This is a genomic window from Ruminococcus sp. Marseille-P328 (assembly GCF_964249465.1).
Lineage (GTDB): Bacteria > Bacillota > Clostridia > Lachnospirales > Lachnospiraceae > Blautia_A > Blautia_A faecis.
This window is the reverse complement of sequence record NZ_CAXUBQ010000012.1, coordinates 1-17,408: the sequence shown is the minus strand read 5'-3', so window position 1 is coordinate 17,408 and position 17,408 is coordinate 1. Positions and strand designations below refer to the sequence as shown.

The 17,408-nt window shown below is 41.1% G+C and carries 13 protein-coding genes and 1 other annotated feature; of the genes, 10 read left to right on the top strand and 3 right to left on the bottom strand.

Going from position 1 to position 17,408, the window contains the following annotated elements; all coding sequences use genetic code 11:
• The first annotated feature begins 1 nt into the window (after nucleotide 1).
• The 6 genes from ACESTK_RS09865 to ACESTK_RS09840 all read left to right on the top strand — a co-directional run bounded on the left by ACESTK_RS09865 (nucleotide 2) and on the right by ACESTK_RS09840 (nucleotide 9,834).
• The gene (locus ACESTK_RS09865) at nucleotides 2-844 is read left to right on the top strand and encodes a serine/threonine-protein kinase (RefSeq protein WP_005333818.1); all 843 of its coding nucleotides are present in this window, start codon (nucleotides 2-4) and stop codon (nucleotides 842-844) included.
• 13 nt (nucleotides 845-857) lie between these two features.
• Nucleotides 858-2,054 carry a hypothetical protein gene (locus tag ACESTK_RS09860; protein ID WP_118392780.1) on the top strand — a complete coding sequence of 399 codons (1,197 nt, stop codon included), beginning with the start codon at nucleotides 858-860 and terminating at the stop codon, nucleotides 2,052-2,054.
• Nucleotides 2,055-2,500: 446 nt separating this feature from the next.
• On the top strand, nucleotides 2,501-5,515 hold the full coding sequence (locus ACESTK_RS09855) for a glycoside hydrolase family 3 C-terminal domain-containing protein (RefSeq protein WP_373119655.1): 3,015 nt from the start codon (nucleotides 2,501-2,503) through the stop codon (nucleotides 5,513-5,515).
• Between the two features lie 180 nt (nucleotides 5,516-5,695).
• Nucleotides 5,696-6,406 carry a LytTR family DNA-binding domain-containing protein gene (locus ACESTK_RS09850; protein WP_148461047.1) on the top strand — a complete coding sequence of 237 codons (711 nt, stop codon included), beginning with the start codon at nucleotides 5,696-5,698 and terminating at the stop codon, nucleotides 6,404-6,406.
• On the top strand, nucleotides 6,403-7,743 hold the full coding sequence (locus ACESTK_RS09845) for an ATP-binding protein (RefSeq protein WP_270430990.1): 1,341 nt from the start codon (nucleotides 6,403-6,405) through the stop codon (nucleotides 7,741-7,743). The genes ACESTK_RS09850 and ACESTK_RS09845 overlap by 4 nt, the downstream gene beginning before the upstream one ends.
• A gap of 61 nt (nucleotides 7,744-7,804) precedes the next feature.
• Nucleotides 7,805-8,058, top strand: a binding site (T-box leader).
• A gap of 72 nt (nucleotides 8,059-8,130) precedes the next feature.
• Entirely contained in the window at nucleotides 8,131-9,834 is a 1,704-nt protein-coding gene (locus ACESTK_RS09840) for a carbon starvation protein A (protein ID WP_195379632.1), read from the top strand.
• A gap of 75 nt (nucleotides 9,835-9,909) precedes the next feature.
• Here the strand turns inward: ACESTK_RS09840 and ACESTK_RS09835 are convergent, their stop codons facing one another.
• From ACESTK_RS09835 to ACESTK_RS09825, 3 genes are all read right to left on the bottom strand, one after another.
• Nucleotides 9,910-11,253 (bottom strand): MATE family efflux transporter, encoded by a 1,344-nt coding sequence (locus ACESTK_RS09835; RefSeq protein WP_373119652.1) that lies wholly within the window; start codon nucleotides 11,251-11,253, stop codon nucleotides 9,910-9,912.
• Nucleotides 11,243-11,695, bottom strand: a complete 453-nt coding sequence (locus tag ACESTK_RS09830) for a MarR family winged helix-turn-helix transcriptional regulator (protein ID WP_227198892.1) — start codon at nucleotides 11,693-11,695, stop codon at nucleotides 11,243-11,245. Before ACESTK_RS09830 ends, ACESTK_RS09835 begins: the two co-directional genes overlap by 11 nt.
• 121 nt (nucleotides 11,696-11,816) lie before the next feature.
• Entirely contained in the window at nucleotides 11,817-12,950 is a 1,134-nt protein-coding gene (locus ACESTK_RS09825) for an ROK family transcriptional regulator (RefSeq protein WP_373119651.1), read from the bottom strand.
• Nucleotides 12,951-13,270: 320 nt separating this feature from the next.
• Between ACESTK_RS09825 and ACESTK_RS09820 the strand changes: the two genes are divergently transcribed.
• From ACESTK_RS09820 to ACESTK_RS09805, 4 genes are all read left to right on the top strand, one after another.
• Nucleotides 13,271-14,890, top strand: coding sequence for a mannitol dehydrogenase family protein (locus ACESTK_RS09820; protein WP_373119650.1), 1,620 nt, complete (start codon nucleotides 13,271-13,273; stop codon nucleotides 14,888-14,890).
• A 119-nt stretch (nucleotides 14,891-15,009) separates the two neighbouring features.
• Nucleotides 15,010-16,368 carry a GntP family permease gene (locus ACESTK_RS09815; RefSeq protein ID WP_173773984.1) on the top strand — a complete coding sequence of 453 codons (1,359 nt, stop codon included), beginning with the start codon at nucleotides 15,010-15,012 and terminating at the stop codon, nucleotides 16,366-16,368.
• A gap of 13 nt (nucleotides 16,369-16,381) precedes the next feature.
• A complete protein-coding gene (locus ACESTK_RS09810) occupies nucleotides 16,382-16,693 on the top strand; it encodes an HPr family phosphocarrier protein (RefSeq protein ID WP_368366742.1) in 312 nt (103 codons plus the stop codon).
• A complete protein-coding gene (locus tag ACESTK_RS09805) occupies nucleotides 16,641-17,030 on the top strand; it encodes a VOC family protein (RefSeq protein WP_373119648.1) in 390 nt (129 codons plus the stop codon). The genes ACESTK_RS09810 and ACESTK_RS09805 overlap by 53 nt, the downstream gene beginning before the upstream one ends.
• The last annotated feature ends 378 nt before the right edge of the window (nucleotides 17,031-17,408 follow it).

The window sequence follows — 17,408 nt, the reverse complement described above, 5'->3', positions numbered from 1 at the left end:
GATGAAAAAATTTCAAGAAATGTGTCAAGAAGAATTTGAAAAAATTGAATTGATGGCACGTGGTGGACAGAAGATTGTATTTGATGGAGTTCACAACTCATATGGAGAAACTGTTATTAAATTATATTTTCAGCTTAACGATCCCAGGTCTCTTAGGGAAATACAAATAGAAAGAGATTTAAACTTATCCATGGTACCTAAAATATATGAAACTGGAACCATAGAGTATGAGGGAACAGAGACATTATATATTATTGAGCAAAAAGTAAAAGGAACAGAATTACGGAAGGTGCTTGAAAGTGGCAAGAGATTTTCTTTAGAGGAAGCAGTGACATTTTTGGAACAGGGGTTAGAGTTTATTGCTTGTATAGAGAATAAAGGTATTGTGCATAGAGATATTAAACCGGAAAATATTATACGAGCAGATGATGGTAGAATATTTTTCCTGGATTTTGGAATTGCAAGGATATTGGGAGCAGATTCATTGACAAGAACAGGTGCAATGATGGGTCCGCATACACCTGGATATGCTGCGCCTGAGCAATTTAATAATTTAAAAAAGGAAATTGATTCTCGAGCAGATATTTTTTCACTAGGAGTTGTTACCTATGAATGTATTACAGGAAAAAATCCATTTAGAGAAGGCTCTATAAATGCACTTGAAGTCTTACAAAAGACAGAAACTATTACACCTGTACAGTATTCAATCAAAGGGGATACTCAAAGTCAGTTTATGGCATTATTAGGGGCAATGATGGGAAAATATCCTTCTAGAAGACCTAGGACTGCTAAGCAAGCAATAGATTGGTTAAAAGTAGCTAAAAAGACATTTGTTTATGAATAGAAGGGGTTAAAGAATGGAACTTTTTATACAAATGGGACATAATATGCAAGCGTTAGCTCTCGAGCATTTAGAAGAGTTTGATGGTGGAACTATTATCATTAGCCCTATGAACATTTTGCCCAATAAGGTAAAAGGTTATGCAACTAGGGTGCATAAGAAAAAAGGGAAAGTACTTGTTGATCCACAATTGTATTATCCTAGACAATATCAAAAAAAATTGTCTCAGTATGCATATTGGCCGAAGAGTGATATTACATCATTGGAAATGGGACAATTTGATACGGTAGTAGAAGAACTATCAAAATTAAATAACGAAGTTGAGGCAGAAGCGTTTTTGTTGCCTTCCATTACTGCTAAGAAAATAGACGATTTATGGAATAAAATACAGAAAATAATAATAGAAAGTGCAAAAAAATATGCACCTGATATGAAGTATATACACACAATTTCATTGAGTAGTGATGTACTTAATGATGAAAGCCAGATTGAACGGGTGATAGAGTATGTTGAAGAATGGGATGTAGAAGGTGTATATATTGTATGCGAACATCCGGAACGATATTATTTGGTGGATCGACCATTGTGGGTGTCTAATATTATGTCATTAGTAGCAGGAATTAAGAGACAGCGGAAGATGACGATTGTGGGTTATGCAAGTCATCAATTATTATGTATGGCATTAGCAAAATGTGATGCAATTGCATCAGGAAATTTTTTGAATTTAAGATGGTTTCAGCCAGAACATTTTGAAACAATAGATGATAAACAGCCTAGCCGTCGAGCGGTATGGTATTATTGTCCACAAGCATTATCAGAGTATAAAATTCCTTTTTTAGACATTGCAAAACGTATGGACCTATTAGATAGAATTGAACCTCCAGTAACGATGAAAAATAAATATAGTGAAATGTTGTTCAATGGAAGTTTACCATCATCAACAGGTTTTGGCGAAAAAGAAGCATTTAGGCATTATCTTTATTGTCTTCATAAACAATGTCAAAATAGTGTTCTGGAAACCTATGCTGAAACAAAAAATTTACATGTTTTAATGTTGGAAACAGCTGAACAATTATTATCGGGGTTAGGAAAAAAAGGAATTAAAGGGCAAGATCGAGATTTTACTGAAATTTTGGATGTAAATAGAGCAGCTATTTCAGCTTTCGATATGGCTTATCATTTTCCGCTTTCACAAGAATGGAATGAGTTATAAAAAATCGTTATGCGGAGAATGATATTTGTAGCAATGACATAACATCCTCCCCACCCACTTTGTGACAATTATATAACGTCCTCTATACAGAAATATGCGGTTTTAAGCCATTTTCTTGGCAAAAAAGCCGCATATTTTTTGTAGCAATGACTTGACATCCTCGGGACGGCTCTGTTTGGAAAGTAGCCTGCCAGAATAGGATAATTAATGTACAAGATGTAGCAATTTAAAGTGTCCCAATCTGAACATTTTAAAAAGCAGGTCGGATTATTGACTTTTACACCAAGTGTTTCCGAATGGATTAATAAAACGAATGCCATAAAAACTACCGTTTATGTAAAAAAAAGAACCGTTTATGTAAAAAAAGAACCGTTTATGTAAAATACAACAGAATCTGCTGAAATCTGATAGAATACTCCTGAAAATAACAAAGGGAGGAAATGATTATGACAGGATTTTTAGTAAATTTACTGAGCCCGGTTTTCAGCAGTCTCGGTGTAAGTCAGGCTGACCTTACATCCTATATTGAGAAGCTGATCGGCTATGTTATCGCAATCCTTGCTTTACTTGTTGTGATGATCGTAGTAATGGTTGTGGCTCATAAAGCCAAAAAGGGATTCCGTCATGTGATCCGCTGGCAGGCTGCCATTGCATTTATTGCAATTGTTGCAGTGCTTGTAAATGTAATCTGCTACGGACCGATGTACAACAACGTATCAAGTGTTTTAAACGCAAAGAAAGTAGTACTTGCACAAGAGACTACAGACCAGAGCCGTGCAACCATTCAGAAGGTTGCTGAAGAAGGAATGGTGTTACTGAAAAACGATGGTATTTTACCTCTTTCCTCAGATACAAAGAAACTGAATGTATTCGGCTGGGATTCTACAAACCCGCTGTTTGGCGGAACAGGATCAGGATCTTCTGATTCCTCCACAGCAATCGGTATCCTGCAGTCCTTAAAGGATGCCGGATATGAGACAAACGAGTCTCTTACCAAGATGTATACTGACTACAGAGCTGACCGTCCTACAATTGCCATGGCGCAGCAGGACTGGACACTGCCTGAGCCGACTAAGGAGTATTACACAGACAGCCTGATGGACGAAGCAAAAGAGTATTCTGACACAGCTGTAGTTGTAATTGGACGTTCCGGCGGAGAGGGTGCAGACCTTCCAACCGACATGAAATCTGTAATTGATGGAAGCTATGCAAAGAAAGCAGAAGAAGTATCTGTTTCCCCAGACAATTACGGATATGTAAAAGGAAGTTACACAAACAATGGAGACTATGATGACTTCGACGAGGGAGAAAGCTATCTTGAGCTTTCCAATACAGAGGAAGATATGCTGGATACAGTATGCTCCCAGTTTGACAATGTTATTGTAGTTGTAAACGCAAATAATGCAATGGAACTGGACTGGGTAGACAAATATGAGCAGATCGGTGCGGTTATCTTTGCTCCTGGAGCAGGTGCAACTGGCTTCGAAGCACTGGGCGAGATCATCAATGGTTCTGTAAACCCATCTGGAAAAACAGTAGATACCTTTGTAAAGGATCTGACAGAGACTCCATACTACAATAATATGGGCCTGAATGCTTATACAAACGTAGAAGATCTGAAAGAGCAGATCGCAGCAAATGATCCGGCTTACGAAGGAAGCATGGGATTTGTAAACTATGCAGAGGGAATCTATGTAGGATATAAATTCTATGAAACAGCAGCTGAAGAGGGTCTTATCAAGTATGAGGATATGGTACAGTATCCATTTGGATATGGACTCAGCTACACAACCTTTGACAAACAGATTGAGAATTTCAAGGATAACGGAGATACCGTCACCTTTGATGTAACGGTAGAGAACACAGGCTCTGTTGCTGGAAAAGATGTTGTGGAAATTTATTACACAGCACCTTACACAAACGGTGGAATCGAGAAAGCAGCAGCAAACTTGATCGCTTTCGAGAAAACAGATTCTATTGAGCCAGGAGAATCCCAGACAAAATCCTTTACCATCAACAAAGAAGATATGGCTTCCTATGATTCTGAAGGTATTAAGATCTCCGGAGGCGGTTATATCTTAGAGGCTGGCGAATACACAATTTCTCTTCGTTCAGACTCTCATACAGTTCTTAGTGAAGAGAAGTTCACCGTTGATGAAGATATTGATTACAGCAAAGATGGTCGTTCTTCCGACAAAACTGTTGCAACAAACCAGTTTGAGGATTATGCGAGAGGCGACTTTGAGCAGCTTTCCCGTGAGGACGGTTTTGCAAATTATGACAAAGCATGCGGTGTGCCGGAAGAGGATGCTTATGTAATGAGCGACGAGACAAGGGCAGCCGTAGAAGAGAATGTATTTGGCATTTACGATGGAACCAAATATAACAATGATTCTGATGAAATGCCGGCAATGGGAGCAGACAACGGACTTCAGCTTGCTGACCTTACCGGAAAAGATTATGACGATGCAGACTGGGATAAGCTGTTAGACCAGCTCAGCTTCGAAGATATGGCTACTCTGATCAATGTTGGTGGATGGCAGACCGCAGAAATCAAATCAGTAGGTAAAATTGCCACATCTGACTGTGACGGACCTGCCGGATTAAACAACTTCATCACAAAGGCATATGGAACTGCTTATCCATCTGAAGTTCTTATGGCTCAGACCTGGAACAAAGAACTTGCAAATGAAATCGGCGTTTCTATGGGACAGGAATATGTAGATGCTGATAACTACGGATGGTACGGCCCGGCTATGAACATCCACCGTACAGCATTTGCAGGACGTAACTTCGAATATTATTCAGAAGACAGTCTGTTGTCCGGATACATGGCAGCAAATGAAATGAATGGAGCAGCCACCAAGGGTGTTTATCCATACATGAAGCATTTTGCATTAAATGATCAGGAAACAAACAGATGCTCTTTCCTTCTCACATTTGCTTCCGAGCAGACAATCCGTGAAGGATATCTGAAAGCATTCGAGCTTGCAACAAAGGGCTTTGAAGGAAAAGCAATGGCAGTTATGTCCTCCTTCAACTGGATCGGTACAGTACCAAGCTGTGCAAACAACGAGCTTTTGAACAACGTGCTCCGTGGAGAATGGGGATTTGTTGGAATGGTAGAAACCGATTATGACGGTTCCTATGGTTACATGATCACCGATCATTGTATCAGAAACGGAAATGATCTGATGCTTGGATTTAACAGTGCAGAGTCCAACAAACTGACAGACGAGAGCGCAACAGCAGTTCTTGCAATGCGTCAGGCTTGCAAAAATATCCTTTATACAGTAGCAAACAGCGGATATTATGCAGATGGAAATCCGGCAACCGGAATGACCAATATGACAAAACTGTTTGTAATGATTGACGTGATTCTTGCAGTTGTTCTTATTGTAGTTGATACAATTGTAATTGTACGCTGGAGAAAAAAGAAAAAACAGGCTGTAAACGAATAATTAAACAGTAATCTGGAGACATAAGTCCCCCTTTTAAATCTGGAATAAGCAGAGCGAGGAATCTGTAAAATTTCCAGAGCAAAAAAGGGGGATTTTTTTATGCGATTTTTGTCTTGCAGAGTGAGGAAAAATTATTTATTATGAAAGGAGGCGTAATAACAGGAAAAAAGGAGGACTGGCATGATCAGCATTGCAATTGTGGAAGACGAAGAAATGTATGCAAAGCAGCTTCAGCAGTTTCTGCATCAATATGAAGAAGAGAACAAAGAGATGTTTGACATTACAGTCTATTCAGACGGCGATCAGATTGTAAATAAATATAAATCCCAGTACGATATTATTCTGATGGATGTGGAAATGAAATTCATGGACGGAATGTCTGCAGCTGAAGAAATCCGCAAAATTGACACAGAGGTTGTGATCATTTTCATTACCAATATGGCACAATATGCGATCAGAGGATATGCAGTGGATGCGCTGGATTATGTACTGAAGCCGGTGTCCTATTTCGCATTTTCCCAGCGGCTTAACCGTGCCATCAGCCGGATGAAAAAGCGGGAAACGAAGATCATCATGGTGAATATGAAAGGCGGCATGGTCAGGATTAATGTTGCAAATATTTATTATATTGAAAGTCAGGGACATACTCTGATACTCCATACCATACTGGGAAACTATGAAACAACAGGGAAAATGAAGGAGATGGAGGAAAAGCTTGCGGAGATGAATTTCTGCCGTGGAAATAAGGGATATCTGATCAACCTCCAGCATGTGGAACGGATCCAGGATGGATGTGCTTTGGTGAAGGGAGAAAATCTGACATTGAGCCGTGCACGAAGAAAGGTATTCATGGAAGCCCTGACCAGATATTGGGGAGAGGTGATAAAATGACAGAATATTATCTGCCCGATATTCCAAGACTTTATACGGCACTTGCAGAGTGGATGGCTTGTCTGATTTTTATTTTGCCTTTCAAAAAAAGATTTTCACCGGCTGTAACAGGCTGTCTTGTGGCAGGTGCATTTGGAATACAGAGCGTATTTCTGATTTCCACCGGTGGGGTAAGATTGATTTTCTGGATCCCCTGTATGATATTTGCGGTTTTTCTGATGGTTGCTTTTGTTTTTTGCTGCTGTGAGATAAGGCTGACTGATGCGGCATATTTTGGAATGATTGCTTTTGTAGCAGCTGAATTTATGGCTTCTGCCGGGTGGCAGATCCTGTGTTATACAGGGAAAGAAGCATGGATGTCCTGGTGGCAGCAGGGAATGGCAATTCTTCTGATCTATGGTGTGATTGCAGTGATATTGTACAAAATTCTTCATATTCATATGCCAAAGGATGGACAGATGGAAATCACCAGAAGGGAATATTTTTCCGGACTCCTGATCAGTATTGCCGTATTTGCTGTCAGCAATATGAGTTATGTGAATGTGAACACGCCATTTACAGGCAGATATTCTTTTGAAATAGGGAATATCCGTACTATAGTAGATGTTGCAGGAATTGCAATTCTATATGCACATTTGATACAGTGCTGTGAGCTTCGGGTGAGAAAAGAACTGGAGGCGGTACAGAATGTGCTTCAGAATCAGTATGCGCAATACAAGCAGTCAAAAGAAAGCATTGAGCTGATCAATTATAAGTATCATGATCTGAAGCATCAGATTGCTGTGTTAAGAAGTGAAGCTGATCCTGGAAAACGAGAAGAATTTCTGGATAAAATGGAAGCAGATATAAAGAAATATGAAAGTCAGAACAAAACAGGAAATAAAGTGCTGGATACTGTGCTGACTACCAAGAGTCTTTATTGCGCAAAGAATAACATAACCTTTACCTGCGTTGCAGATGGAGCCTTGCTGGATTTTATGGACGTTATGGATATCTGCAGTATTTTTGGAAATGCACTGGATAATGCCATTGAATGCGAATTGAAGATTCCGGATAAAGAAAAAAGGCTGATACACGTCAGTGTTTCAAAACAGAAAAACTTTCTGCTTCTCCGGTTTGAAAATTATTATGATACCGAACTGAAATACCAGGGCGGAGCGTTTATCACAACGAAGCGGGACAAAGAATTCCACGGTTATGGACTGAAAAGCATTCGCTATACGGTAAATAAATATGATGGCGCTGTTTCCATTGACACAAAGGAGAATTGGTTTGATCTGAAGATACTGATACCGGTCGGTGAAAATGCACAAAAACAGATTGACAAAATCGTATAATATATACAAAAAATGTATTGCAATTTTCTAAAAAAAGTAGTAAAACTTTAGTTAGATAAAGAGAAATGCATTGAACAGGACAAATTACAAAAGATAACCGGAACACAGAGAGCCGCAGACTGGTGAGAGGCGGCAGAAGGTATTTTGTGGTATCACCTGGGAGCATCCCGCTGAAAAAATAATAACTAATTTCAGTAAGCCGGGACGTAGTCTTCACGTTACAGAAGAAGCTGTTTATACAGACAGCAATGAGTGGTCGTATTTAGTAATAGATACGATAATACAAAGTGGTACCACGGAAATTCCGCCTTTGTTATCCATTGGATAGCAAGGGCGTTTTTTATATATTAACCACTTGACTACAAATGAAAGACGAGGAGAAAGATTATGAGTGGAATTATGATGATGGTAATCGCTATCGTAGTTCTGGGCGGCGCCTATCTTCTGTATGGCCGTTACCTCCAGAACAAATGGGGAATTGACCCGAAAGCAAAAACTCCGGCTTACGAAATGGAGGATGGAGTTGATTATGTACCGGCTGATACCAATGTAGTATTTGGACATCAGTTCGCATCCATTGCCGGTGCCGGCCCGATCAATGGACCAATCCAGGCTGCCATTTTTGGATGGCTTCCGGTACTTCTTTGGATCCTGATCGGTGGTGTGTTCTTTGGAGCAGTTCAGGACTTTGCATCTATGTATGCCTCTGTAAAGAACAAAGGACGTACAATCGGATACATTATTGAAGCGTACATTGGAAAACTTGGAAAAAAATTATTCCTTTTATTCTGCTGGCTGTTCTGTATTCTGGTTGTTGCGGCATTCGCAGATGTTGTAGCCGGAACCTTTAACGGATTTGCCACAAATGATGCAGGAGAAGTGACAAAGGTAGTGGCAAACGGAGCTGTTGCAACAACTTCCATGTTATTCATTTTTGAAGCAGTTGGACTTGGATTTTTCCTGAAGTACACAAAGTTCAATAAATGGGTAAATACTGCTTTTGCAATTGTGCTGTTGGTTGCAGCAATTGTGCTGGGACTGCAGTTCCCAATGTATGTAAGCCTTGGAACCTGGCACATTATTATCTTTGTATATATTCTGATCGCCAGTGTAGCTCCTGTATGGGCGCTGCTTCAGCCACGTGATTATCTGAACAGCTATCTGCTGATCTTCATGATCGTGGGCGCTGTTATCGGTGTATTTGCAGCGAACCCGGCATGTAATCTTCAGGCATTTACAAGCTTTAATGTAGATGGACAATACATGTTCCCAATCTTATTTGTAACAATTGCCTGTGGTGCAGTTTCCGGCTTCCATTCCCTGGTATCTTCCGGTACTGCTTCCAAGCAGATCAAAAATGAAAAGAACATGCTGCCGGTTTCCTTTGGTGCAATGCTTATGGAAAGTATGCTTGCAATCATCGCATTGATCGCAGTTGCATCCTTTGGACAGGGCGAGGCAGCAGCACAGGGACTTACCACCCAGCCACAGATTTTCGCAGGTGCGATTGCAAACTTCCTTTCTGTGATCGGTTTGCCTCACTCCCTTGTGTTCACTCTGATCAACCTTGCAGTATCCGCATTTGCGCTTACATCTCTTGATTCTGTAGCCAGAGTAGGACGTCTGTCCTTCCAGGAATTTTTCCTTGATTCCGACACAGATGAGAAAAATATGAGTCCATTCCAGAAAGTGGTAACAAACAAATACTTTGCAACCATCATTACACTTGTACTTGCTTACCTGCTTACCAAGGTTGGATATGCAGAAATTTGGCCACTGTTTGGTTCTGCAAACCAGCTGTTATCTGTACTGGCACTGGTAGCCTGCGCAGTATTCTTAAAGAAAACCAAGCGTCAGGGCTGGATGCTTTGGGTACCAATGGTATTTATGATGGCAGTTACCTTTACCGCACTTGGAATGACAATTGTAAAGCTTTCCAAAGCATTTGTAACAACAGGTCTGGATCTTGGAAATTCTTTACAGCTGATATTTGCAGTATTACTGTTAATACTGGGTGTGCTGGTTGCAATCCAGGGTATTAAGAAGCTTTTGGAAAAACCGGAAACTGAAAAGAAAGCAGAACGGGCATAATAAGAATAACCCCGTCATAAAATAAGTCCCCAACGCAGTACATTTTACAGACTGCGTAGGGGACTGTTTTTTTACTTATTGCCTGTTATTGATTTTTTTGTTGAAGTACAGAAAGAAAATTACATTAAGCAAAATGCCTACCAGTGTGGAGGCAGGTGCTGCCAGACCGATTTTTGTCAGGCTGGCAGCAGGCTGAATGCTCATATAATATGACATTGGAAGACGCACCAGAAGTGTCTGGAACAATCCCTGAAACATAACCCATAAGGTCTGGTTATTTCCGTTAAAATAACCAACCATACTAAACATAATTGCTGTTAAAATTGTTTCAGGCGCGAAGCCCTTCAGATACTCAAAGCCTTTCTGGATAACTGCTGCATCAGTTGAGAACAGGCTGGCAAGTACATCACCCTTCAATAGAATCAGAACAAAAACCAAACATCCGAATAGCAGTCCGACTCCGATTCCGGTGAACATGGACTGCTTTGCACGCTTCGGCTTTCCCGCTCCTACATTCTGGGAAACGAAGGATGCCATGGACTGCATCAGTGCGCTTGGAATCAGCATGGCAAAGTTTACAATTTTGCAGGCAACCCCATATCCGGAGGAGGCTTCCAGTCCCAATCTGTTTACAAATGCACAAAGTGCCAGGAAGGACAGCTGGGTAAGAAATTCCTGGAGAGCAAGAGGCAGCCCGATTCCCAGAAATCGTTTACATTGGGAATTAAAACGGAAGTTGGATTTTTGGATGGAAAAGGGCAGCTTCTTTTTCAGTAGGATGATGATCGCACATACTACACTGACCGCCTGTGCGAAAACGGTTGCGAGAGCTGCGCCGGCGGCATCCAGATGAAGTCCTGCAACCAGAAATAAATCTCCGAAAATATTTACAATACAGGCTACCAGAACGAATAAAAGCGGCGATTTACTGTCACCAAGCCCGCGGAAAATAGCAGCAAGCAGGTTGTAGGCAACAATGAAGAAAATACCGCTCCCACAGATTCTTACATAGCTTGTGGTAAGTGAAACAGCCTCCGCAGGAGCCTGCATAAGCACGGAAATAGGGTGGTCGAAAGCAATCATTACAATAAAAAGTATGGCAGAAATGACAGCAAAAACAACTGCAGAACCGCCAATAACAGAGCCAATCCGTTCCGGCTTTTTTTCGCCAAGATAGCGGGCTATGAGGACTGTGATTCCCATAGCAAACTGTGTCACCACAAAGGTAACAAGGTTCAGTACCTGGCTTCCGGTAGAAACGGCAGATAATCCGGAGGTGGAGCCGAAGCGTCCAACTACCAGAAGGTCTACGGCACCATATGCTGCCTGCAGTACAAGGGCACCAAGAATCGGCAGCATAAAAAGGGCAAGCTTTTTCAGAATACTGCCCTGGGTGAAATCATTCTTTTCATTTGTCAAGGTCAATTCTCCTTTCACACATAATTTTGTAAAATTTCTCCATGGTCCGGATGGTACACAGAATGTCCTCATCTGGAATACTGTCTACATAACCGGACAGGATAGTAAAGTACTGCTTATTGTACTTTTCGGAAAGGGCTTTTCCGGCTTCTGTGACAGTAAGATAAGTAACCCGGCCGTCCTCTGCAGATGCAAACTTTTTCACATAGCCTTTGGCTTCCATGTCCTTCACTGTACGAGTTACACCGGGACGTGGGAGGGAAAGAGCATCACTTACATCTGATACCTTCACTTGGATTCCCTGCTTTTCCAGCTTTTCAATGATATCCAGATATTGAATATAAGAAGATGCAACTCCATCTGGCAGAGGCGGTAGCATATCCCGGATCCGCTTGCCCTGATAACAGGCATCCATCATACGCTTGATAAGTTCAATGTCCATGTGTATTTCTCCTCACAAAAAAATAATTACCACAGTTAATTATCAGTGGTAATTATAATAAGGGCGAAATCTTTTGTCAAGAAAAATGTGTAATTACATGTTTTGCATTGATTTTTCACTATTAAACCGAGTGGATAAATTCCTCCACATAAAATAGTGCAGCCCCGATTGCCGGCGTATACTGCCCATGAGTTTCCACAAGAAGCTGTTCTTCTTCCAGCTCAAAAGGAGTCATGGAATTAATCTGTTCCAGCAGATAATCGGTGTCTTCTTCTGTAAAATAAGGTGCCAGATATCCACTGATAATGATTGGTGCATCAATAACCAGATTCAGGTTTTTCATTGCAAAAGCCAGATGATTGAGATAATCCTCCCAGATTTGTATAAGCTGAGGGGATTTTTTTTCTCTTAAAAGAGGGAAAAATTCCTTTATAGTCATGCCGCCGGCCTGTTCCAGAGAGTTGGCAGAGCAATAGGTTTCCAGACAGCCCCGGTTTCCGCAGTAGCAAAGCGGTCCGTCCGGGTTGATGCATATATGCTCAATTGTTCCGCTGTGCATGAAACGGCCCTGGTGAATCTGGTGATTGGTGATAATGGCACCGCCAAGATTTCGATTCAATAAAAGGACAACAGCACTGTCAAGCTCCGGATGGTTCCATAATTCCAGAAAGGCAGCTGATTTGGAGTCATGCTCCAGATGGCAGGGATAGGGCAGATGTCTGGAAAAATCCTTCAGCCGCATTCCTGTGTTGTTCATAATATTTCCGTAGATAACAGTAGTATTATCCGGGGAAGTAATTCCCTGGGTAGCGATGGAAACACCCAGAATTTTATCCTCTGGATACTGGTTTTTGGCAATAAAGTCTTTGACTTTGTCAGTGATTTGCTGATAATACGCAGCTGTGTTTGAGTAGGTAAGCGGAATTGTATCAATACAGATCGTATTTCCGTACAGATCGATAGCGGTGATATGAAACATATTTTTTAATATGCCAACACCAATGGAAATTCTGAAATCCGAAACAATCTGAATGGCATTGGCCTTTCGTCCTCCGGTGGAATCAAAGTAACCATTTTTCTCGATCAGCCCTTCATTTTCCAGAAGATTTAAATTCTGGCTGACAGTAGACAGACCCATCTGCAGATCCTGGACAATCTGTAGCTTGGAGGTCAGTTTGTTCCGGTAAATGTATTGGTAAATTTTGGAACGGTTTATCTTTTTTAAAGCAATGGTAGTTAATCCTTTTTCACTCATGATAGTCTCCTGGTTATGTTATTTCATCTTTAATGTACCAGATAATATTAAGATTTAACTGTATTCTAGTATAGAGCTTGGGAAAAAGCAACAGTAACAGAGCAACCAGTAATCCGTTATTAATAAATTGGTAGAATCATACAAAATCAGAATTTAAAAATTATACTTTCTGCCAATAGATTTTTTAACAGGAAAGATATATACTGAACTTACAGTTAAGACATACACATAAGTCAAAACAAGAAGGAATGATAAAGAGATAACAGATTTTGAGTGGAAATCAGATCTGTATAAGACGAAAAATCAGGGAGGAACAGAACATGAAATTAACATTAAACGGAATCAAAGAGCATGAAGCATGGGAAAATGCAGGAATTCAGCTTCCAGGTTATGATGTGGAGAAAATATCTGCCAAAGCGAAAGAAGCTCCAGTATGGGTACATTTTGGAATCGGCAATATTTTCCGTGTATTTATCGGTGGTATTGCAGACGGACTTCTGGAAGACGAAATTCTGGACAGAGGAATTACCTGTGTGGAGACCTTTGACTATGATGTAGTGGATAAGATTTATGAACCATATGACAATCTTGGATTAAATGTAATCCTTCATGGAGACGGAACCCGTGAATATAAGGTTTTGGGCGCTCTGGCAGAAGCTGTAAAGGCTCAGTCTTCAGAACTGGCTCAGTGGAACCGTCTGAAAGAAATTTTTACCAGTAAATCCCTTCAGATGGTATCCTTTACCATCACGGAAAAAGGATATGCATTACATAAAGCTGACGGAACCTGGTTCCCATTTGTACAGGCTGATATCCAGAATGGTCCGGATAAGGCCACAGGTGCCATGGCAGTTCTGGTGGCAATGCTCTACGAGAGATATAAAGCAGGCGAATATCCGATCGCTCTTGTATCCATGGACAATTGCTCCCAGAATGGTGCGAAGCTTCGTGAGTCTGTGCTGACTATGACAGAAGAATGGAAGAAAGCCGGATTTGTAGATGATGGATTTATAAGCTATGTAAGTGATGAGAAAGTGGTTGCTTTCCCATGGACCATGATCGATAAGATCACACCTCGTCCCAGTGAGCAGATTGCAGCTGACCTTGAGAAGCTTGGCGTAGAAAGCATGCAGCCTGTTATCACAAGCAAGAAAACATATATTGCACCATTTGTAAATGCTGAGAAACCACAGTATCTTGTAATCGAGGACAGCTTCCCCAATGGACGTCCTGCTCTGGAAAAAGGCTTCGGCGTATACATGGCAGACAGAAATACAGTAAATCTTTCTGAGAGAATGAAAGTAACGGTATGTCTGAATCCGGTTCATTCTGCAACTGGTCCTCTTGGCGTGGTTCTTGGATATGACCTTTTTGCCCATATGCTGAATACAAATGAAGACATGATGAAAATGGCACGTATGGTAGCCTATAGTGAGGGACTTCCGGTAGTTGCTGATCCTGGAATCCTTTCCCCACAGGCATTTGTGGATGAGCTTTTTAACGATCGTTTCCCAAATGAATACCTTGGCGATACCAACCTTCGTCTTGCTGTGGATGTATCCCAGATGGTTGGAATCCGTTTTGGAGAGACTGTAAAGGCATATGTGAAGAGATTCGGGAATGCATCTAAGCTCACAGCAATTCCTCTTGGAATCGCTGGCTGGTTAAGATATATGCTGGCAGTGGATGATGCAGGGAATAAATATGAACTGGCACCAGATCCGATGAATGAGGAACTCCAGGAACAGTTAAAGGATATTGTTATTGGAAAGCCTGAGACTTTTAAGAATCAGCTGAAACCGATCCTTTCTAACGAGCGCCTGTTTTTCACAGATCTTTACAAAGCTGGTGTGGGAGAGAAGATTGAGAACATGTTCAGGGAAATGATCGCAGGGCCGGGAGCTGTGAGAGCTACAATTCATAAATATGTTACAGCGTAACAAATTTATCTGGGATGCACTATGCTGATAAGTCCCGAATATAGGATAGCAAAAATGCGGGTGTTGTTATCTGTTTAACTGTAGACTATTGAATGAGAAATTTGGGGAGGAAATACAAAATGACAGAACCGGTATTTGTGGCAGAGTCAGCCAGACTGCTGATCGCGGCAGGGACAGGAATTATATTGCTTCTGCTTCTTATCATTAAATTTAAGATTCATCCGATTTTATCACTGCTGATTTCAGCATTGGTTATTGGGCTTGGAGCCGGAATGCCGGTTCCAACCCTGGTAAGTACAGTGGAAAAAGGTGCGGGGGATACCTTGCAGGGAATTGTCCTATTAATTGGACTTGGCTCTTTGTTTGGAGGAATCCTGGAAGTATCAGGAGGTGCACAATGTGTTGCCCAGACTTTGATCAATAAATTCGGTGAGAAAAAATCTGGAATTGCATTGGGAATCACAGGGCTGGTAGTTGGTACAACCGTATTCTTTGAGGCTGGCGTGGTGATTCTCATTCCACTGGCATTCGGACTTGCAAAAAAGACAAAGAAATCTACTTTATATTATGTGATCCCTCTTCTGGCTGGACTTGCCACAGGCTTTGCATTTATTCCGCCATCAGCAGGCTCTGTCCTGGTGGCAAATATGCTGAACGTGGATCTTGGCATTATGATCGCAGTAGGTGTGCCTGTTGGAATTTTGTCACTGATTTTTGCAGGTATTTTATGGTCAAAATTTATCGGAAGTAAAATTGATGCAGGACTTCCTTCAAATATTCAGGAAGTTCGGGAAGCCGAAGAAGGAAATCTTCCGAAGTTTTCTACAGTGTTATGTATTATCCTTGTACCATTGGTACTGATTTTGTGTAACACACTTTCAACTTATATTCCTGGTATTGCTCCGGCGAGACCAGTGCTGGAATTTCTGGGAACTCCATTTGTAGCGCTGATCATTGCTGTGTTGTGTGCCATGTACTTCCTTGGAAAAAAACAGGGATATGATGGAGAGCAGTTAAAGAAAATTCTGGACCGTTCCCTGCGCCCTACAGGACAAATCCTACTGGTAATTACTGGCGGCGGAATTGTCCGCTGGGTGCTTCAGGACTGCGGAATGGGAAATATTATTGGACCAGCTCTTGAAAAAAGCGGACTTCCGTTAGTATTGATTGCTTTTCTCATTGCAGCACTGATCCGCTCGTCTGTTGGAGCTGCTGTGGTAGCCATGACAATGGCAGCTGGAATCATGGCCGCTATGCCTGGAGTAGCAGGACTGTCACCACTTTATCTGGCTGCCATGGTCTGTGCCATCAACGGAGGAGCAACTGCTTTCAGTCATGTAAATGATTCAGGCTTCTGGCTGGTCAGTTCCCTTCTTGAGATTGATGAGAAAACGACTTTGAAATCCTGGACCATGATGGAAACCATTATTGGAATTACAGGTCTGGTCTGTGCTATTGTGATTAGTCTGTTTGCGTAGGAGCGTGAAAGCGATGAAAATAAAAGTAACATTGGGAACTATGCAGAATGCAAGTAAATTGGTCAGTATTGCAGAATCAATTTCCTGCGATGTGGATCTTTGTTATGGACGCTATATTGTGGACGCGAAATCCATGCTTGGAGTCTTAAGCCTGCCGGATTTTGCATATGGAGAATTGCAGATTCCAGTTGAGACGGAAGAGGAAAAGAGGTGGATTTTAGAAAAACTGGCTGAAGCCGGGCTGTTATATGAGAAAAAAAGGAGGAGAAATAATGTTAAGGAAGCAGTTAAATGGAATTCAGCATGTGGGAATTCCTACAAATGATATAGAAACAACCGTTGAATTTTATAGAAGGCTTGGATTTGAGGTCGCTTTGCAAACTGTCAACGAGGAAGCAAATGAGAAAGTTGCATTCCTCAAGCTGAATAATCTGGTAATTGAGACATATGAGAATAAAGCTGCTAAAATGGAATTAGGCGCTATAGATCACGTTGCAATTGATGTAAAAGACATCGAAAAAGTATATGAACTGATCAACCATGCTGGTTTAAATACCACCAGGGATACGATCCATTTTTTACCATTCTGGGAAAACGGAGTCAGATTTTTCACAATTAAGGGACCGAATAAGGAAAAGATAGAGTTTAGCCAGTATCTGTGATACCCCGGCGGGAACATTCAATTACCCATCCGTAAATCAAGTAGGAAAATACAGAAAGAAGGCATATGCCATCACACTTGGAGTAGTCGGTGTGATGGCATTTTGATTTACGAGGGAGTCTTATATTCAAATTGTCCAAATGGGTACAACATAATTTTCCCTGTCGATTACGCTTACGCTAGAGCCTGTTTGAAAAATAAAAGTTGCACAAAACATATATTCTAATACCCATTTTCATGTTAGAATAAAGAAAAAGGGGTGTTAATTATGTTGAGATGATACGAATTAACCGATGAAGAATTGGTGCTAGAATATAAATAGTACAAGTCAAAATGAGAATCCCTAATTACAAATTTTATGGTACTATGTAGTTACCGC